The sequence below is a fragment of the Tardiphaga robiniae genome (assembly GCF_013359755.1).
Lineage (GTDB): Bacteria > Pseudomonadota > Alphaproteobacteria > Rhizobiales > Xanthobacteraceae > Tardiphaga > Tardiphaga robiniae.
The window spans coordinates 237,758-254,302 of the sequence record NZ_JABMCJ010000083.1 but is presented as its reverse complement, the minus strand read 5'-3'; the positions used below and the strand labels follow the sequence as shown (position 1 = coordinate 254,302).

Below are 16,545 nucleotides of genomic sequence, written 5' to 3'. Positions count from 1 at the left end.
GCCAGACTGAGCTTGTGCGAGGCTGATCTGATGTGCGCGGCCTGTATCGCAGACATGCCGGGCGTTGCCGCCGGATCGCTCTCTATCGCCTTCGGCGATTTCAAGCGCGGTTATCTAAGCGTAGATCGCCAAGGCGTGCGGGTGCTGCGCGATCCCACCAGCGCCAAGCCGTATGTGTTGTTCTACACGACCAAGCGGGTCGGCGGCGGGGTGCAGGATTTCGATGCGATCAAGGTGCTGAAGTTTGCGGTGAGTTGAGGCGTTGCATTGGATGAAGAAGTGTATGCAAGGCGGCGCGGTGCGCCGACTTGCATCTGAAGGGATCTGAACCCGTGCGAGGTACGGCCGTGGGCTGTGCATAACGGTAATAACATTACTTTTAGTTGGTCCGATTGGAGAAAGCTCGCGAAGATTGTTTTCGGGGGAGGACCATATTATGAGAAATTTTATTGCTTTGACTGCGGCAACATTTCTGTCGGGGTGTGCTTCACCAAATCTTGCCGGCGTTAGTTCACCGATTACTGCACTTTTGACCACTGCATCGGATGCCGCAGCGCTCGATCAGGAACTCGCTGACGAGTTCGCCAAACAATCCGCCACGCTATATTTTTTGTCTAACAAGAAGGAAACCTGTCTTGACAATGACGGGCTCACACCAGTCTACACCAAGAAAAAGGACATCGAGCGGCAAGAAGCCGCTCTTCTTAAACTTCGACTAGCGGATCTCTACAATCTATCCGCCTATGCCGATACTCTTGCGCAGTTTGACCAAGACAAGAGCAAGCGGGTTGCCCAACGCGCGGCTGTCAATCGAATCATCGCTGCTGGAGCTGAAATCGCGGGCTATAGCGTTGTGTTTGAAAAGGAAGCAAAGGCGGTAAGTTTGGTATCGAGTGCGGTCATTCAATTGGCTAACGACATCGACAGTAACGTTACGAACAGGAAAATCATGCAGACGGCTCGTGATATGCAGCCGAAGGTCGACGCGATGATTACTCGATTGAAAGAGAGATTTCATATCGTGGGAGATCGCGCACAACTCTACGTCAATGCCTGGCGTGAGTGTACGCGAGAAAAATTCATCTATATCCGTGATTATATGGCTCAACCATCAAAGCCGGTTTCTGTCGTGGATCTCGATAGCAACTACTATACGTTCAGAACGCAGTACAGAAACTATCTGAATAAGATTCCACACATTGAAAAATCTGCATTTGAAAAAATACGCCAAGCGAACAATATGATGGTTGCTGCGCAGACGGAAGAGGATTTTGCCAAAGGAGCCGAAGCATTGGCTGCGACCGTGGGGCAGTTGGTTTCGACCTATAAGACGGTCAACGAGTCTGCGAAGACACTGTTTGGAAGCTGACGTTTTAAGAAATGTCGCACGAACGCTTGAGCGATCTTTGGTCGCAGCCGGGGATCGCTCAGGCCTGATCGGTTTCCGCTGGCCTACACAAAGGACATGCCGTATGTCGCCGCAAGCTCGCTGTCCATCGCATTCAGCGATTTTCGCCGCGGCTATCTGATCGTAGACCGCCAGCGCGTGCGGGTGTTGCGCGATCCCTACAGCGCCAAGCCCTATGTGCTATTCTACACGACCAAGCGGGTCGGGGGTGGGGTACAGGACTTCGATGCGATCAAGGTGCTAAAGTTTGCTGTGAGTTGAGGGGGGCAAAGGGGGGCTTCCGATGGAGTGCTCGCTCTCCTCCGAAAATATCGGGCTAGTTAGTTAGGTGTAGTGCCGACAATCTCGCACTCGGCAAGATAAATCTGAGCACCATTCTGTACCTCAGAAATTTTTCCAATTACCTGCATCGGATCAGACTTCCCATAGCGCCCAAGAACATTTGCCCATTCTTTTCCGAACCAGCATTCTATTGTATCATCCCCGTTTTTCAGAAGGGCTGCGGGATTGCTATTAATGAGTATCACCTCTCCCGTAGTGTTAATCCAGAGGCCTTTATAAGGTCTCACTAGTGCGTCCGCTTGGAGAGCCGTCCTTCCATCATATAACGCTTTGAGAGAGCGTATGGTCTGAGTGGTGAATTGCTTCGAAGCAGCTGCTGGCAACGTCGGCGGGACCGCCGGTGCGCTGACGGGCGGGCTGGCAACATCCTTTTCAACCGTAGTCTTGGCTTTGTTGTCGACGAAATAACCTAGCCAAATTAAGGCGGAAGCACCCGCAATCGCGCCTATTAAGCCAAGAACTATATTCCGTAGCATGTCGCTAGGGCCTTCGTTTGCTGTCCATATGAAAAGAAACGCGAAGAGGGGAATTGTAGCGAGGAAAAGTGCGCCAAAGACGCTTTTGGTGCGACCTTCCTTGTACATGTCGCGAGTATGGTTCGCGAAGTGAGTGAATATAGCTAATGCGAGTATGCCGAGCCCGACCGTGGAGTTTGATGCCATCAACGCCGCTCCTGTATGCTGAGAGAAAGACGCCGGAATCGTTCATTTGGTCAGGAACAAGCGCCACCGCTACTCAAGATTATAGTTGAAGAAACGTCGTCTGCTCAAAGCTCCGCGCTTGCTGTAAAATTGAGTGTTTCAACAAGAATGTTGCTAGGAGTGAAAATAACGACAAATCCAAGGTTCGTTTTCTCGAGTACGTTCGCTGTCGACCCTGATGGAATATCTGTAAATTTGAGATCTGGCGCGACTCGCATAGGCACTCCAAAAGTAACCCGAAAAGTGTTGGTGCCCGTTTGAATTATAAGCAAGTCTCCACCGGGGCCAGGTTTAAGTTTGGTCGTCCGCAATACGGTCTGCATCTCTTTAACAATGTGCTCAGCCGTCGCAATTCGCTCCGCCTGATCAATTCGGCCGATAGATTTTTCCCAATTCGTTATCGACGATGTAAGTTGATCGTATTGCATAAGTAAACGCTTCAATACTTCAGAGTCTTGCCCCGCAGCTGATAGCTGTGCTTCGTAACGTCGAATCGTCTCAACAGGCACGCGAAGGTGCTTTACATCTGTAGCCACGTCGTTTTGGCGAGCCTCAATCCGATCTATTTGTTTATCATTTCTTAGGCGGGTTGCGAGGTTCTCATGACCAACTAAGGCGCCAAAAATTCCGACGATGACAGGCGCCGCCACCAGCAGTACATAGGCCAATGGGTAAGCTTTGAAAACTTCTAGCATGCTATCCAAAACGCCTAATTACGAGCTTGAGCTTGCTGGTATGTAGTCTCGAACGCTGTTTGGAACGTTAATTCCAATTCCGCCGTCTGGCGCTATTCCAAGCTTGCTCTGTTCAGCTTTGATCTGGTCGTAGAGCTTCTTGAATCGTTTGGTGTATGCCCACCGCTTGCGCAGCGTTGACTGACGTAGGCGATAAGGTCTGCAATTTGCAACAGTGCGGGCTTACCCTGTCCTGAGTACATCACGGTTACCCATCAATCAATTAATGTCGCTCACGCTTGCTCAGGTCGTGCAGATGGTCAACAAACCGCCCATCCAGCGCGCGCGAGGCTTCACCGCCGCGGCTACCGAGAATGTGCGGCAGCGCTACGAGGAATCCAATGAGTCTCTGGAGGCCATTGCCGCCGATTTTGGTGTGCATCGCAGCACCATAGAGCGACTGGCGCGTGTAAATGGCTGGCTGCTTCGCAAGGAGCGGGTGGCGCGGGATCTGCCGGCGGCGTTGCAGCTTGATCTGGCGGTCGCGCATGCTCTGGATGCTGCGACGAATGGCGATAACTCCGATGAGCGGCCGGTCTCGGAAAATTCCGTTGCCGATGCGGCAACGCCGCTCGTCGAGCCGTCCTTGGCGCTGCGCTTGGAGCTGGCGGTTGCCAAGGAATTGGAAAAGGTCGAACGGCTGCGTTCGGAAACTGGCAGCACCTCCCGCCGCACCATTGAAGCAGAGCGGATTGCCCGCACGTTGTCGGCGCTGACGCAAACGCTGTTCAAGGTGCGCCGCCTGCGTGAGCCCGGGAGCTCGATCGCCGATGAACACGACCAATTGCCCTCCGATGCCGATGAATTCCGTCGAGAGCTTGCGCGCCGCATTGACGCGTTTGTCCGCAGCCGGTCTGACACAGGCCTGGCTCAGCCAGACGAACCTGCCGGCGCAGTTTCGTCTCCATCATGATTTTGCCGTCCTCGCTCATCGCCATCAGGAGCATGCCGATGTCGGCAACAATGGCGGGCCGTGGACGACATGGCTGAATCTCGGCGGGCGCGGTGCGGGCAAGACCCGCTGCGGCGCCGAATGGGTGCGGGCCATGGCTCTGGGGATTCCCCCATATGCCGACCACGCGCATCGCCGGATCGCGCTGGTCGGGGAGTCCTGGCAGGACGCCCGCGAGGTGATGGTGGAGGGCGAGTCCGGTATCCTGCACACATCACCACAGGCCGAGCGGCCGCTCTGGACCGTGTCCCGTCGGCGGCTGGAATGGCCGAATGGCGCCGTCGCGCAGGTGTTCTCGGCCGATGAACCGGAGAGCCTGCGCGGTCCGCAATTCGAAGCGGCGTGGTGTGACGAACTGGCCAAGTGGCGCTATGGCGAAGCGGCGTTTGATACGCTTCAGTTTGGGCTGCGGCTTGGCGCGAGACCGCGGCAGTTGATCACCACAACGCCGCGCCCGCTGCCACTGATCAAGCGGCTGCTGGTCGACCCGCGCACGCGGGTGACGCGGGCACCGACAATAGCCAACAAGCATTATCTGTCGCCGACCTTTCTCGATGCGGTGGTCGGTCGCTATGCCGGGACGCGGATGGGACGGCAGGAGCTGGATGGCGAGCTGATCGAGGATCGGCCGGATGCGCTATGGTCGCGCGCGCTGATCGAGGCGTGCCGCGTGACGGAGCCGCCGGCGCTGTCGAAAATCGTTGTGGCGATCGATCCACCGGGCACCTCGCGCAAGGGCGCCGATGCCTGCGGCATCGTCGCGGTGGGGCGTTCCGAGAGCGGCTGGTTCTATGTGCTGGAAGATGCCTCGGCGGCTGGCCTGTCGCCCTCGGCCTGGGCCAGCAAGGCGGTGGCGCTGTATCGCCGGCTCAATGCCAACACCATCATTGCCGAAGTGAATATGGGCGGCGAGATGGTGCGCGCGGTGCTGCGCGAAGTCGATCACACGGTGCCGCTGAAGGAAGTGCATGCGACGCGCGGCAAATATCTGCGCGCCGAGCCGGTGGCGGCGCTCTATGAGCAAGGCAAGGTGAAACACGTCGGCTGCTTCCCCGACCTCGAAGACGAGATGTGCGACTTCGGAGTCGAGGGACTGTCGAGCGGGCGTTCGCCTGACAGGCTCGACGCCATGGTGTGGGGGATTACCTCGCTGATGAGCAGTTTCACCAGCGGTGGGCCGCGCATACGGCTGCTGTGACAATCGCGCGAAGCCACGGAACCATTCCCCCGCTGCCGTCGTTACCTCCATTCACGCAAGCTTTGGGAGAACGACAATGAGACTGACCGAACGCGTCGCGTGTGCGGCGGTGATTGCCGTGATGGGGGCCTTTGCGGGGTCTGCAGTTCAGGCTGCTGACCAGACCTTCACGGGGGTCGTCACCATCCTCGATCGCACCACCAGCGAAGTGGTGATCAAGCAGGCGCCGGCTGGCGAAACCGTCGGCGCGAATACGCCGGGCGCGGTGGAGAAATTCAGGCTGCGCACGGTTCCGGAGTCGCTGCATGCCGGCGAGCGCGTCACGGTGACCTATACCGAGAGCAATGGCGTCAAGACGATCAGCAATGTGACGGAGAAGAAGGACTAGCCGATACGGGCGCATGGGCTGCTGCCGCAGGCGATACTGCTGCATGGGACCATGCGCCCGGAATTCCTGGTGCGGACAGGGTCAATCCTTCAGCACGAACTTCTTGCGCAGTTCCACGGCCACTTCGTCGGCGAGCTGTTGCGCATAGGTGGCGTGTTTCGGCGCGGTGATCACCATCGGCCGCCAGCCGAGCAGGGCATCCCTGCGGACCGACACATAGACGCCGCCGACAACAATGCGCTGGGCGATCATTTCCTCAAGTTCGGCTTCGGTCTTTTCTTCTTTTCCCATAACCGGCTTCCCGTGATGCTCTGAAGCACCCCTCTAGCTAGGGAGGCGTTTCGGAAATGCAGTTCACAAGAATGAGAGACGCCACTATCACAATGTCGCAGGCAATGTTGTCGCAAGACAATGCCGTCGCTGAGACGTCCGCGGCGCGCCTGTTCCGCGCGGCGCTCAGCAATAGCCGTAATAGCCGCAGCCATAGGGCGCGCGGCTGAAGATCGTCTCGGACGGGGTGCCGTAATAGTTGCGGTAATAATAGGAATTCGGCTTGCCGTAATAGCCGTGCACGATGGAGGACACATCCACCTCCGGCGCATATTGCACGATCGGCTCTTCCATCGGCTTTTCGTCCTTGACCACCACCACGCGGCGGCTCTTCACCACCGGCTCGTCGAACAGGCGGCCGATGCGGCCCTGGCCGGCCATGTCAGCGGCCTGCGCGCCCGCGATCAGGGCCATCGCGACGACGGTGAGAGTGAGCAGGCGCAGCATGCGGGATGTCTCCATGATTCGCGGATCATAGCGGAGAACCTTTCACGGATCTTAACGACACCTGCCTTGCGCGGCGCTTGCTTGCACAGCATTGCCTGAATGGCGCCTGCGATCAGAGCGGCGTACCCCAGGCGCGTGCCGTCTGCAGGATCCAGTCGCGATACAGCGTCAGCGGCGTCACGCCGGTGAGGCCGCCGCAGCCGGCGGCGTTCTTCGCGCCGGTGGACCACGACACCACGCCGATCACGATGTTGCGGCCATTTTGCTGTTGCAGCACGGGCCCGCCTGAATCGCCGGTGCAGGCGCCGAGGCCGTCGCGTGTGTTGTCGGTCGCGGGATCGACCAGTCTTATCTGCAATTTGCCGGGATGGCTGGTGGAGGTGAGCTGCGCCGCGCGCACGGTGCCGCCGCTCTTGCCGTCGCCGCGCGCGGCAACGCCGATGCCGGCCACGAGATAATTCTGCCCGGCGGCGAAGGGCTCGGTGGGCACGCCGAGCGGCAGCGCGGTCTTGCCGGGCAGTGGCTCGGCAAGCTGCAGCAGCGCCACATCGGCGCTGGCGCGATGCGCCTTGATGCCTTCCGCATTGAATTGCGGGTGATCGGCGACGCGCTTCACCGCCAGCAGTTGCGGCTGCCGCTGGGCGTCATAGAGCACGATCTTGTAACTGGCGCCGGGCGTCACGCAATGCGCCGCCGACAGCACCAAAGTCGGCGCGATCAAGGCGCCCGAACAGAAATTGCCGCGCGAGCCGACAATGGTGATCACTGCGCGGCCGATCTCGTCATCGCGCAGGCTGGCGCCGCCGACCAGGGCGGAGGCGGGAATTGAGATGAGCGATGCAAGCGCAATGCTGGCAATGGCGAGAGAACGCCGCGTCACGCGAGCGCGCGGCGGCATGCGGGAACCTGTCTGAATCATGGCGGGGATGTCAGCCCCGCGGACCCGCGATGTCAATTCCCTGATTGGTCACACGAGCCTCCCGGAGATCCCCATGTCCGCCATTCTGCTGGTGCCGCCGGCCAGCGAACCGCTGTCGCTTGCCGAGGCCAGACAATTTCTGCGTGTCGAGCACGCCGACGATGACGCTGTTATCACCGCGCTGATCGCCGCCGCCCGCGCGCATGTGGAAGCGCTGACACGCCGTGCGCTGCTGACGCAGACCTGGCGGTTCGTGCTGGACGCGTGGCCCGCGAATGGACGCATCGCACCGCGCATCGGCCCGCTGCAGACACTGCTCGCGGCGCGCATGTTCGACGCGGCCGGCGCGGCGCATGCGCTGGAGGTCGAGAGTTTCGTCGTCGACACCGCAGCCAATGTCATCGCCGCGCCGTGCTGGGCCTTGCCCGCACCGGGGCGCGCTGTCGCAGGCCTCGAGCTCGATGTGATCTGCGGCTTCGGCGCTGTCGCGAGCGACGTGCCGGCAGATCTCATTCATGCGCTGAAGATGCTGCTGGCGCACTGGTATGACAATCGCGGTCTCGCGGCGATCGGCGGCGGCGCTGCGATGCAGCCTGCGGGTCTGCACGCGCTGATCGCGCCGTATCGGGGGCTGTCGCTATGATCGATCCCGGACGGTTGAAAACGCGCCTGGTGATCGAGGCGCCCGACGAGGCCGATGACGGGCAGGGCGGCGTCGCGCGCAGCTACAGCGCCGTTGCCACCGTCTGGGCCGCGGTGCTGCCGGCGCGGATGACTCGCGAGGTCGAGGCCGACGCCGACGGCGCGCTGGTGCATCTGCGCATCATCCTGCGCAGCGGCTTCGCGCTGACCCTGCGGCATCGCTTCATCGACGGCGCGAAAATCTATCGCATCACCGCGCTGCGCGAGATCGACGAGCGCAGATTCGTCGAGATCGACGCCGAGTGGCGCATCGACTGACGTTTTTCCTGACGCGTTTTCTTCACGCGAACCGGCATCCACTTCGTTCGAAAACGCTTTGCTTTCACGGAGCCTATCATGCCCGCAGCTCACGTCGCCTTGCGCGCGGCGATCTTTGATGCGCTCAAGGCCGACACGGCGCTGGGTTTCGCGCTCGGCGGTCACCGCGTCTATGACGAGCCGCCGGCCAATGTGGTGTTTCCCTATGTCACGCTCGGCGATGCGCGGATCGTCGATGTCTCCGCCGATGACGGCCAGGTGCAGGAGCATCAGCTCACGCTGCATGCCTGGTCGCGGCAGGGCGGCCACAAGGAGGCGCATGTCATCACCGGCGCGCTGCTGCAGGCGCTGGATGATGCGCCGCTGACGCCGGATGGCCATCGGCTGGTCAATCTGCGCTTTGCCATCGCCGACATCCGGCGCGAGGCCGATGGCCGGACCTATCACGCCGTGGTGCGGTTTCGCGCCGTCACCGAACCGCAGGATTGAAGGAGCACGCGATGGGCGCACAGAAGGGCAAGGATCTGCTGATCAAGATCCATAACGGCACCACCTTCGTCACGGTGGCGGGGCTGCGCAGCCGGCGCATCGCCTTCAATGCGGAGATCGTCGATATCACCCATGCGGAATCCGTTGATCGCTGGCGCGAGCTCTTGGCCGGCGCCGGCGTGCGGCGCGCCTCGATCTCCGGCCGCGGGCTGTTCAAGGACGGCGCCTCCGACGCGCTGGTGCGGCAGGCGTTCTTCGACGGCACGATCAATAACTGTCAGGTGCTGGTACCGGATTTCGGCACCATCACCGGCCTGTTCCAGATCGCCAGTCTCGAATTCGCCGGCGAGCACAATGGCGAAGTGAGCTTCGATCTCGCGCTCGAGTCTGCGGGCGCGCTGACCTTTGCCGCGGTGTGACCCTTACCTTCCCCTGGAGGGGGAGGGTCGTCACGTGCGTAGCGCGTGGCGGGGTGGGGTGAATGTTCATCGACGGTGCCTGTGGCTTCACCCCACCTCGTCTCGCATTGCGCTTCGCGCGCTGCTCACCGACCCTCCCCCGTCAGGGGAGGGTAAGAACGGAGATCATCATGCCCAACAGATTGCGCGGCGAGATCGCCGCCGAACTCGGTGGACGCAGCCGCACGCTGGTGCTGACGCTCGGCGCGCTGGCGGAGCTCGAAAGCGCGTTCGGCGCCGACGATCTCGCAGCACTCGCCGAACGTTTCGGCTCCGGGCGGATGTCGGCGCGCGATCTCATCCGCATCATCGGCGCCGGACTGCGCGGGGCAGGTGAGGCGATCAGCGACGACGAGGTTGCGGCCATGACCGTGCCGGGCGGCGCCGCAGGCTTTGTCGGCATCGCCGCCGAACTGATATCAGCGACCTTCACCGACACAGCGCAGGCCGCACGATGACGCGGCCCGCGCCGTTTCCATGGGCCGAGGCGATGCAGTTCGGCTTTGGCGTGCTGCGGCTGTCGCCCGATGCGTTCTGGCGGATGACGCCGCGCGAATTGGCGCATGCCATCGCGGCGGTGCGCGGCGCTGTATCCACGCCGATGGATCGCGGCGCGCTCAATGACCTGATGAAACAGTTTCCGGATTCCGGGGAGCTTCTCCATGAGTGACACCAGCGACCTCAGTGCGGCGTCCGGCACGCTCGACAGCATGACCACGAAGACCGCCGGCCTGACATCAGCCGCGACGACGTTCTCCAAAGTGATGACCCAGGCCTTTTCGAGTTCGGTCGCGTCGGGCCAGAAGTTCGACGACGTGCTGAAATCGCTGGCGCTGAAAATGTCCGATCTGGCGACGAAATCCGCGCTGCAGGCCGGCGCGGGCGCGATGTCATCGAGCATTTCCTCGCTGGTCTCGAGCCTGTTCGGCGGCGCGGGCAAGGCTGGTGTGAGCGATACGGTGAAGGCGTTCGCGTCGGGCGGCGTGATCGGCACGCCCAGCTATTTCCCGATGCTCGGCGGCGGCACCGGTCTGGCCGGCGAGTCCGGGCCGGAAGCGATCATGCCATTGCAACGCACCGCGGGTGGCAGCCTCGGCGTCGCCACGCAGGGCGGTGGCAACACCATCAATGTGCAGATCGCGACGCCGGATCTCGACGGCTTCCGTCGTTCGGAGAGCTATGTCACCGGCCAGATCGCCCGGGCGGTCGCGCGCGGCCAGCGCAGTCTGTGATGGATAGCGTGCGATCTGCTTACTCTCCCCTGGAGGGGGAGGGTCGTCACGTGCGCAGCGCGTGACGGGGTGGGGTGACTGTTCATCGACGGTACTTGTGGCTTTACCCCACCCCGTCTCTCATCGCGCTTCGCGCGCTGATCGTCGACCCTCCCCCTCCAGGGGAGGGTGAAGGAAGAGTCTCATGACAGTCTTTCACGACATCCTGTTTCCGCTCGATATCGCGCTGAAGAGCGCAGGCGGCCCGGAGCGACGCACCGAGATCGTGTCGTTCGGCTCAGGCCGAGAGGAGCGCAACGCACGCTGGGCGCATTCGCGGCGCCGCTACGATGCAGGCTACGGCATCAGGACGCTGGCGGCGCTGCAGAGCGTGGTGGCGTTCTTCGAGGAGCGGCGGGGACGGCTGCACGGCTTTCGCTGGCGTGACAGGCTCGATCAGACGTCGAACATATCGGGCGAAGCGATCTCGCCCCGCGATCAGGGCATCGGCATCGGCGACGGTGCGACCGCCTCGTTTCAATTGATGAAGACCTATGGCAGCGCTTTTGCGCCCTATCAGCGGCCGATCACCAAGCCCGTCGACGGCAGCGTGCGGATCGCCGTTGGCGGCGACGAGATCGCGGGCAGTGCATTCAGCTGCGATGTGACGACGGGCCTCGTGACATTCGCCAGCGGGCATATTCCTGGGGCGGGTACCGCGATCACCGCCGGCTTCCAGTTCGATGTGCCGGTGCGTTTCGACACCGACTATCTCGAAGTCGATCTGTCGGCCTTCGCCGCCGGTGCAATCCCGAAAATTCCGCTGGTGGAGATCAGAATTTAGGAGGCGCATCGGTCGTGAGGGGGGCGGACTATCAGTCGGTAGTCTCGCCGTGCAGCTCGAGCTTGTAGCTGTCGGTGTTCTCGAAATTGACCGTGACCTTCTTGCCCTCGAAAGCCAGCGTCCAGGACTGCATTTCGCTGTGGCCGAGAATACGGCGCTCGACGACAAAAGTATTGGTGTTCGTCCATCGCCCCCGCACCGCATCGACACCGTAGCTGACGGGAGAACCGGTCCGGAAGTTGCCGTCAAGTCCAAGTGGACCGGTGAAGCGTCGGGTCTGTTCGGGCTTGCCGGTGACGGTGGTGATCTCCCATGACGGGCTGTCACCGACCAGGGTCAGGCTGAACGTCCCGACCCGGATTGCATTTTGGGTGAAGCGGTAGGTCTTGTCGGAGACGTCTTTGGCCAGATCCGGCGTCAGGCCGAGCGGTGACGGCCGCGGCGTTGCCGCGTTGCGGATCGATGCGGCCAGCAGGGCCTGCGCGACGGGATCGTCGGGCAGGGCGCTCTCGGATTTCACTGCGCCGGCGATGTCGTCGATCAGACGGCGGGTCGGATAGAATTCATCCTTGCGCATGCTGCCGGTCAACACGGCGACGATATCGAGTTTCGGCAAAACCATGATGAGTTGCGAGTGCAGACCACGCGCCATATAGGCGTCTTTTTCAGGGATCGACCACCACAGATTGGCATAATGATTGTCGGCAGTTGCGACGATCTTGCCCTCGGCCGTGCGATCGACCCATGACGGCGGAATGATCTCGCGGCCTTCCCAGACACCGTTTTGCAGATAGAGATAGCCGATCTTTGCCATGTCATGCGGCGGGATATAGAGCCCGGCTTCGCCATCGGTCACGCCCTGCGCATCGGGGCGACCCCAGTCGATGTCGGTAATGCCCAGCGGTCCGAACAATTCGCGCTTGGCGAATTCGAGCGCGTTCTGTCCCGTCTTCTTGTTGATCAGCGCGGAGAGCAGATAGGGATTACCGCTATTGTAATAGAACCGCTCGCCCGGCGCCCGGCTCATCTCCTGGCCAAGCACGAATTCGGTCGGATTTTTGCTGCGATACATCCGGTCAAGCGTTTCGTCGGATGTATAGGCTTCCTCCTTCCAGGCGATGCCGGAAGTCATGTCGAGCAGATGCTGGATCGTGATGGCCTTCTTGCGATCATTCAGTTTGTCGATCTGGTTGTCGGCGAACAGATCGACGACCGGGTGATCGACACTGTCGAGTATCCCGTTTTTCAATGCGATGGCGATCAGTGTCCCGGTGACGCTCTTGGTCACCGAGCGCAGATCGTGGCGCAGGCCGGCGACATAGGGCGCGTAATAGGCATCGGCGACCAGCCGGCCGTGGCGCACGATCAGCAGGCTGTCCTGCTGGCGTGCGCCGACGGTATCGATCAGTTGGGCCAGCTTGCCGGAATCCATCCCTTGCGATTCCGGTGTTGCGACCTGCCAGCCCTTGGTTGGCCATGGCGTATTCGCCGCCCGCTCTGCGTCTGGCGCGCCGTTCGCAGGACTAACGATCGATGTGACGATTGCCGCGAGCACGGCGATCCCGGCAAGGCGTTGTCGCAGCATCCGTCCGCTCCCTGTGCCCGGCCTGTTGCATGCCGGTATTGTGCGAGCAATTAGAACGCGAAGGATGCTCGCGCGCAACGACAACGTTTCAGGATCCAATCATGCGCAGCATCCCGCCCGCACTTCAGGTCAAACTGGATTCCGGCGTCACCACACTGGCGCAGGTCTGGAAGCTGACGCGGCGCGATGGCGTCGTTGCGGGCTTCACCGATCACGACTGCGACCTCGTCATCGACGGCGTCACCTATCGCGCCGGCACCGGCCTCGCGGCGTCGGAAGCGACCAGCCGGTTCGATCTGTCGGTCGATGGTGGCGACATTGCCGGTGCGCTCGATGACGAGACGCTCACCGATGCCGATCTGGCTGCCGGGCGCTACGATGCAGCGGAGGTCGAGACCTGGCTGGTGGACTGGAGCGACGTTGCGCTGCGCGTGTTGACGGCGCGCGGCACGCTCGGCGAGGTCAAGCGCGAAGGGGCGGCGTTCGTGGCCGAACTCCGCGGGCTCGCAGCTCTGTTGTCGCAGGAAAGCGGACGGCTCTACACGGCGCGCTGCGGCGCCGATCTCGGCGATGGCAAATGCCGCGTCGATCTCGCCGGCTGGCGCGGCACCGGCGCGGTCGGAGCGCTCGCGGGCGCTTCGATGTTCTCCGCCAGCGGCCTCGATGCGTTTGCCGATGATCTGTTCACCGCGGGACGCCTGACCTGGACCAGCGGCGCCAATACGGGGCTGGCCATGGAAGTGAAGCAGCATCGCGTCACGCCGGGTCATGTGCGGCTGTCGCTGTGGCAGGCAATGGCGGAGCCGATCAATGTCGGCGATGGCTTCACCGTCACCGCCGGTTGCGACAAGACATTGGCGACCTGCCGTGATCGCTTCGCCAATGTCGACAACTTCCGCGGCTTCCCTGACATCCCCGGCAACGACTTCGTCATGAGTTATCCGACGCCGGGGACGGGTGGGGGATGATCCTCAGTCTGTCGCCTGCATGATGTGCGATGGCGGACGAAGCGTTTGCCTCTTTAGCAAATGATGTAGCAAATGACCCCAGGTGGACTCAGAGCAGACTTACACGCGCTTTACGCCCGGCGGTTGCCAGCTTCCGTCGAGAACTTCGGGTTTCGGCCAATAGAGACGCATATTCATTGTGAATGGGCCACTTGCAGGTGCCGGTAGCCAGTTTGCTTCCTTCTCTTTGCCGGGCGTCTCACGTTGGATGTAAAGGTCGAGCGAGCCGTCGGGATTGAACGAAAGTTTATCGCGATCTCCGATGGCGTAGCGGTCAATCGGATTGGCCGCGAAGGCTTGCTTTTCGTTGTACATTGTAAGGGACCAAAAGCCACGCACCGCGGGAAGCTGGTTCTTCTCAAAATGCAGGACATATCGATTGTCGCTGCTGAACGACTTGCCATCGGCATCGGTGAGCGCCGTCGGATAAACGGCATCCTCGATGGTGTTGGCACCGAGACCGGCAAAAGCGACTCCGGCCCGGCTGAGATAATCCGCGCCATAAGTCCCGACCGCCGAGAGGTTTGTGCGCCATCCAGCATTCGCCGTGCCGGCGCGCAAAAACTGAGCTTTGATCTTTTTCGTTGCTGCCGGGCCAGCTTCGGTCAAGGCGCGCTGAACCTCGGGTGATGCGCTTTTGAAGTCGAATGGTTTGCTTGGCTCGATTCCAATGCGCCGCATCTGGTCAAGGATCGGATAGTCGTTCGCGTGGGGCGGGTTGGTCCTCGCCAGCTCCGTAAACAACGAAAAGTAGGTGGCTGGAGTCATCTTCTCCACTTGCTCCGTGGGCGGCGTCTTCATATCCCAATCGGGGTTGATCTTGCTGGGCGGCTGATTAGCGAAGCGCCCCGGCTGCGTAGCGACCAGTCCGGCTTGGAATTTATGCACGGCGTCGTAGTCAGCTTTGCCATTGGTCTGTGTGCGCCCGATGATCCAGCCAATTGCGGTCGGGCTTCGAATGGAGATGGCCTCGGGATGAACGTCGCCTCGCCAATCCGGCCCCGTTATGCGAAGGTATTGTGCGCTTGTGCCGGTCGTTCGCTTGCCAGTGGACTCGAACACGTCGGTCCACATATCCAGCATTGGCAGTAGATAGTAACGCCCGCCCGAGTCAGGCACGCTGATCAGCAGCGGAGCTTCCGACACGTCAAACCACATCAGCGAGTAGAGCGTGTCAGCATTCGGACGAACGACATCGGTAAAGGTGGCGTCAGGGAATGCGGGTAGATGCGCGAACTGGTTCATGGGCGCCTTACCGAAATGGCTTGCATCGGCGACATTGGTGCTGACCCGGCGCGTTATTTCCATGAGGATCAAGGGATAGGCGTAGATATAGGCGCTGATGGCCACCTCGCCGATCTCATCCGAAGCAAGAGCCGAAAGCGCTTGCGCTCGGGCTGGCGTTGCATGGACCAATGCCTCGCCAATGAGGGCTGACGCCGCGAGCGCACAGCTACCGCCCAGCAATAGATCGCGGCGGCCAACGGCTGTGCGATCGTTCGAAAAATTATCTCGCATTTTCGTTGTGTTGGAGTCGTCGATTTTCATCGGGTGCCTCCTTAACTCGTGGCCCACAGCTTGCGACACCGAGAAGAGAGAATCAACCGGTACTAGAATTGGCGCGACAAATTGAAACGACAGAAAAGCTGACCCATCGAAGGACAAGTCTGCTTCGGGCACATCGCGTCGTTTCGAAAGAGCTCGATCCGTCGCAACTTATCTGATGACGAACACCACGAGAATATGGGTGGCGTGTTGTCGCCACTCGCTGAGGAGCAGCATCGCTACGCGATGAAGATCAGGGTTACTCGTCGGTCGCTCTCCGGCCCCGAACAGCTTCTTGGTGTATCGGCAATGTCGATCATTTCCGCGGCTTCCCCGATATTCCCGGCAACGATTTCGTCATGAGTTACCCGACGCCAGGGACGGGTAGGGATGAGCACGATCAATCCGTCCCCTGCAGGGTGACGGATGGCGGGTGGGTCGCATGTGATGCGGCGGCATCGATTCGTTGCAGGGCGATGTAGTGGACGATCACGAAACAGGCGATCGCGGCGGCGTAGAGCAGACGTTCGAGCAATGCCATCGGTGGTCCATCCGGATGAGAGGCGCGCTTGTCGTGGCTCATCATCGATGGCGCAGTGATATCAAGCGTCCTACGAACGGCTGATGCGACTTCACATTCGTCTGTTGCGTGCGTTGCCACGTTCTGACGCGAGAGACATCGAACCAGCGCACGCACTGATAGATTGAGCTTGATCTGTGCGGGCGTGACCAATGTCCGCTGTGCTTCGGTAGTAACGAAATTCTGCTCCGCAGCGAATGATGCAATGTGCCAATCGGTGATATCACCGGCTTCGCGTGCCGATCTCGAAAGGCTTTGTTAAGCGTCTTTCGTTGCGCGAGCGACACACGCCGCATGTTTGTCAGCGAGAACACGCTCCAGTTATTGTCGGATTGATTTAGCTCATTTACCGTCGCAACTATTCTTCGCGGATTGCACGCCTCAAGATTCGCATCCTCGAACCTTGCGGACCCGAGCGAAACTGGAACGAGCATCATGCGCGAATGC

The 16,545-nt window shown here is 60.8% G+C and carries 21 protein-coding genes and 2 pseudogenes; 15 read left to right on the top strand and 8 right to left on the bottom strand.

The annotated features are described in order from the left end of the window. Window positions 1–51 precede the first annotated feature (51 nt). From HP556_RS14340 to HP556_RS14330, 3 genes and pseudogenes are all read left to right on the top strand, one after another. Window positions 52–258 (top strand): annotated as a pseudogene (locus HP556_RS14340) (phage major capsid protein); the annotation flags it as partial. Between the two features lie 178 nt (window positions 259–436). Then, window positions 437–1,369, top strand: a complete 933-nt coding sequence (locus tag HP556_RS14335) for a hypothetical protein (RefSeq protein ID WP_175367460.1) — start codon at window positions 437–439, stop codon at window positions 1,367–1,369. Window positions 1,370–1,441: 72 nt separating this feature from the next. Beyond that, a pseudogene (locus HP556_RS14330) lies at window positions 1,442–1,669 on the top strand (phage major capsid protein); the annotation flags it as partial. 59 nt (window positions 1,670–1,728) lie between these two features. Here the strand turns inward: HP556_RS14330 and HP556_RS14325 are convergent. Both HP556_RS14325 and HP556_RS14320 read right to left on the bottom strand, forming a co-directional pair. Next, on the bottom strand, window positions 1,729–2,412 hold the full coding sequence (locus HP556_RS14325) for a hypothetical protein (protein ID WP_175367459.1): 684 nt from the start codon (window positions 2,410–2,412) through the stop codon (window positions 1,729–1,731). Window positions 2,413–2,516: 104 nt separating this feature from the next. Beyond that, window positions 2,517–3,146, bottom strand: coding sequence for a hypothetical protein (locus tag HP556_RS14320; RefSeq protein WP_175367458.1), 630 nt, complete (start codon window positions 3,144–3,146; stop codon window positions 2,517–2,519). Between the two features lie 265 nt (window positions 3,147–3,411). On the opposite strand from HP556_RS14320, the gene HP556_RS14315 reads away from it, so the two are divergent. The 3 genes from HP556_RS14315 (at window position 3,412) to HP556_RS14305 (ending at window position 5,723) form a co-directional block, all read left to right on the top strand. Further along, window positions 3,412–4,098 carry a hypothetical protein gene (locus tag HP556_RS14315; RefSeq protein ID WP_175367457.1) on the top strand — a complete coding sequence of 229 codons (687 nt, stop codon included), beginning with the start codon at window positions 3,412–3,414 and terminating at the stop codon, window positions 4,096–4,098. After that, complete coding sequence (locus HP556_RS14310) at window positions 3,986–5,335, top strand: DNA-packaging protein (RefSeq protein WP_175367524.1); 1,350 nt, start codon at window positions 3,986–3,988, stop codon at window positions 5,333–5,335. Before HP556_RS14315 ends, HP556_RS14310 begins: the two co-directional genes overlap by 113 nt. Window positions 5,336–5,411: 76 nt before the next feature. After that, window positions 5,412–5,723, top strand: coding sequence for a hypothetical protein (locus tag HP556_RS14305; RefSeq protein ID WP_175367456.1), 312 nt, complete (start codon window positions 5,412–5,414; stop codon window positions 5,721–5,723). A gap of 81 nt (window positions 5,724–5,804) precedes the next feature. On the opposite strand, the gene HP556_RS14300 is transcribed toward HP556_RS14305, so the two are convergent. The 3 genes from HP556_RS14300 to HP556_RS14290 all read right to left on the bottom strand — a co-directional run bounded on the left by HP556_RS14300 (window position 5,805) and on the right by HP556_RS14290 (window position 7,398). Next, entirely contained in the window at window positions 5,805–6,014 is a 210-nt protein-coding gene (locus tag HP556_RS14300) for a hypothetical protein (RefSeq protein ID WP_089267048.1), read from the bottom strand. Between the two features lie 165 nt (window positions 6,015–6,179). After that, complete coding sequence (locus HP556_RS14295) at window positions 6,180–6,500, bottom strand: hypothetical protein (protein WP_175367455.1); 321 nt, start codon at window positions 6,498–6,500, stop codon at window positions 6,180–6,182. Between the two features lie 112 nt (window positions 6,501–6,612). Next, window positions 6,613–7,398 carry a S1 family peptidase gene (locus tag HP556_RS14290; RefSeq protein WP_175367454.1) on the bottom strand — a complete coding sequence of 262 codons (786 nt, stop codon included), beginning with the start codon at window positions 7,396–7,398 and terminating at the stop codon, window positions 6,613–6,615. A gap of 94 nt (window positions 7,399–7,492) precedes the next feature. Here HP556_RS14290 and HP556_RS14285 point away from each other — a divergent pair, with 94 nt between their 5' ends. From HP556_RS14285 to HP556_RS14250, 8 genes are all read left to right on the top strand, one after another. Continuing rightward, entirely contained in the window at window positions 7,493–8,062 is a 570-nt protein-coding gene (locus tag HP556_RS14285; RefSeq protein ID WP_175367453.1) for a head-tail connector protein, read from the top strand. Continuing rightward, on the top strand, window positions 8,059–8,379 hold the full coding sequence (locus HP556_RS14280; protein WP_175367452.1) for a head-tail adaptor protein: 321 nt from the start codon (window positions 8,059–8,061) through the stop codon (window positions 8,377–8,379). Before HP556_RS14285 ends, HP556_RS14280 begins: the two co-directional genes overlap by 4 nt. A 78-nt stretch (window positions 8,380–8,457) precedes the next feature. Continuing rightward, complete coding sequence (locus HP556_RS14275; RefSeq protein WP_175367451.1) at window positions 8,458–8,868, top strand: DUF3168 domain-containing protein; 411 nt, start codon at window positions 8,458–8,460, stop codon at window positions 8,866–8,868. Between the two features lie 11 nt (window positions 8,869–8,879). After that, window positions 8,880–9,287 (top strand): phage major tail protein, TP901-1 family, encoded by a 408-nt coding sequence (locus HP556_RS14270; RefSeq protein WP_089267052.1) that lies wholly within the window; start codon window positions 8,880–8,882, stop codon window positions 9,285–9,287. Between the two features lie 170 nt (window positions 9,288–9,457). Continuing rightward, complete coding sequence (locus HP556_RS14265; protein WP_175367450.1) at window positions 9,458–9,784, top strand: gene transfer agent family protein; 327 nt, start codon at window positions 9,458–9,460, stop codon at window positions 9,782–9,784. After that, window positions 9,781–9,996 carry a rcc01693 family protein gene (locus HP556_RS14260; protein ID WP_175367449.1) on the top strand — a complete coding sequence of 72 codons (216 nt, stop codon included), beginning with the start codon at window positions 9,781–9,783 and terminating at the stop codon, window positions 9,994–9,996. Before HP556_RS14265 ends, HP556_RS14260 begins: the two co-directional genes overlap by 4 nt. After that, window positions 9,989–10,558, top strand: coding sequence for a phage tail tape measure protein (locus HP556_RS14255; RefSeq protein ID WP_175367448.1), 570 nt, complete (start codon window positions 9,989–9,991; stop codon window positions 10,556–10,558). The genes HP556_RS14260 and HP556_RS14255 overlap by 8 nt, the downstream gene beginning before the upstream one ends. A 184-nt stretch (window positions 10,559–10,742) precedes the next feature. After that, window positions 10,743–11,381: a DUF2460 domain-containing protein gene (locus HP556_RS14250; protein WP_175367447.1), complete on the top strand. Its 639-nt coding sequence runs from the start codon at window positions 10,743–10,745 to the stop codon at window positions 11,379–11,381. Between the two features lie 31 nt (window positions 11,382–11,412). Here the strand turns inward: HP556_RS14250 and HP556_RS14245 are convergent, their stop codons facing one another. Next, window positions 11,413–12,966, bottom strand: coding sequence for a serine hydrolase domain-containing protein (locus HP556_RS14245; RefSeq protein ID WP_175367446.1), 1,554 nt, complete (start codon window positions 12,964–12,966; stop codon window positions 11,413–11,415). A gap of 101 nt (window positions 12,967–13,067) precedes the next feature. On the opposite strand from HP556_RS14245, the gene HP556_RS14240 reads away from it, so the two are divergent. Next, the gene (locus HP556_RS14240; protein WP_175367445.1) at window positions 13,068–13,934 is read left to right on the top strand and encodes a DUF2163 domain-containing protein; all 867 of its coding nucleotides are present in this window, start codon (window positions 13,068–13,070) and stop codon (window positions 13,932–13,934) included. 99 nt (window positions 13,935–14,033) lie between these two features. Here HP556_RS14240 and HP556_RS14235 read toward each other — a convergent pair whose 3' ends face one another. Both HP556_RS14235 and HP556_RS14230 read right to left on the bottom strand, forming a co-directional pair. Next, window positions 14,034–15,521: a DUF1254 domain-containing protein gene (locus tag HP556_RS14235; RefSeq protein WP_246297693.1), complete on the bottom strand. Its 1,488-nt coding sequence runs from the start codon at window positions 15,519–15,521 to the stop codon at window positions 14,034–14,036. Between the two features lie 397 nt (window positions 15,522–15,918). Then, a complete protein-coding gene (locus tag HP556_RS14230; RefSeq protein WP_175367444.1) occupies window positions 15,919–16,059 on the bottom strand; it encodes a hypothetical protein in 141 nt (46 codons plus the stop codon). Window positions 16,060–16,545 lie beyond the last annotated feature (486 nt).

Coding starts and splice junctions, on each gene's coding strand:
- HP556_RS14335 (WP_175367460.1), top strand. CDS start 437: ATGAGAAATTTTATTGCTTTGACTGCGGCAACATTTCTGTCGGGGTGT.
- HP556_RS14325 (WP_175367459.1), bottom strand. CDS start 2,412: ATGGCATCAAACTCCACGGTCGGGCTCGGCATACTCGCATTAGCTATA.
- HP556_RS14320 (WP_175367458.1), bottom strand. CDS start 3,146: ATGCTAGAAGTTTTCAAAGCTTACCCATTGGCCTATGTACTGCTGGTG.
- HP556_RS14315 (WP_175367457.1), top strand. CDS start 3,412: ATGTCGCTCACGCTTGCTCAGGTCGTGCAGATGGTCAACAAACCGCCC.
- HP556_RS14310 (WP_175367524.1), top strand. CDS start 3,986: ATGAATTCCGTCGAGAGCTTGCGCGCCGCATTGACGCGTTTGTCCGCA.
- HP556_RS14305 (WP_175367456.1), top strand. CDS start 5,412: ATGAGACTGACCGAACGCGTCGCGTGTGCGGCGGTGATTGCCGTGATG.
- HP556_RS14300 (WP_089267048.1), bottom strand. CDS start 6,014: ATGGGAAAAGAAGAAAAGACCGAAGCCGAACTTGAGGAAATGATCGCC.
- HP556_RS14295 (WP_175367455.1), bottom strand. CDS start 6,500: ATGCTGCGCCTGCTCACTCTCACCGTCGTCGCGATGGCCCTGATCGCG.
- HP556_RS14290 (WP_175367454.1), bottom strand. CDS start 7,398: ATGCCGCCGCGCGCTCGCGTGACGCGGCGTTCTCTCGCCATTGCCAGC.
- HP556_RS14285 (WP_175367453.1), top strand. CDS start 7,493: ATGTCCGCCATTCTGCTGGTGCCGCCGGCCAGCGAACCGCTGTCGCTT.
- HP556_RS14280 (WP_175367452.1), top strand. CDS start 8,059: ATGATCGATCCCGGACGGTTGAAAACGCGCCTGGTGATCGAGGCGCCC.
- HP556_RS14275 (WP_175367451.1), top strand. CDS start 8,458: ATGCCCGCAGCTCACGTCGCCTTGCGCGCGGCGATCTTTGATGCGCTC.
- HP556_RS14270 (WP_089267052.1), top strand. CDS start 8,880: ATGGGCGCACAGAAGGGCAAGGATCTGCTGATCAAGATCCATAACGGC.
- HP556_RS14265 (WP_175367450.1), top strand. CDS start 9,458: ATGCCCAACAGATTGCGCGGCGAGATCGCCGCCGAACTCGGTGGACGC.
- HP556_RS14260 (WP_175367449.1), top strand. CDS start 9,781: ATGACGCGGCCCGCGCCGTTTCCATGGGCCGAGGCGATGCAGTTCGGC.
- HP556_RS14255 (WP_175367448.1), top strand. CDS start 9,989: ATGAGTGACACCAGCGACCTCAGTGCGGCGTCCGGCACGCTCGACAGC.
- HP556_RS14250 (WP_175367447.1), top strand. CDS start 10,743: ATGACAGTCTTTCACGACATCCTGTTTCCGCTCGATATCGCGCTGAAG.
- HP556_RS14245 (WP_175367446.1), bottom strand. CDS start 12,966: ATGCTGCGACAACGCCTTGCCGGGATCGCCGTGCTCGCGGCAATCGTC.
- HP556_RS14240 (WP_175367445.1), top strand. CDS start 13,068: ATGCGCAGCATCCCGCCCGCACTTCAGGTCAAACTGGATTCCGGCGTC.
- HP556_RS14235 (WP_246297693.1), bottom strand. CDS start 15,521: ATGAAAATCGACGACTCCAACACAACGAAAATGCGAGATAATTTTTCG.
- HP556_RS14230 (WP_175367444.1), bottom strand. CDS start 16,059: ATGGCATTGCTCGAACGTCTGCTCTACGCCGCCGCGATCGCCTGTTTC.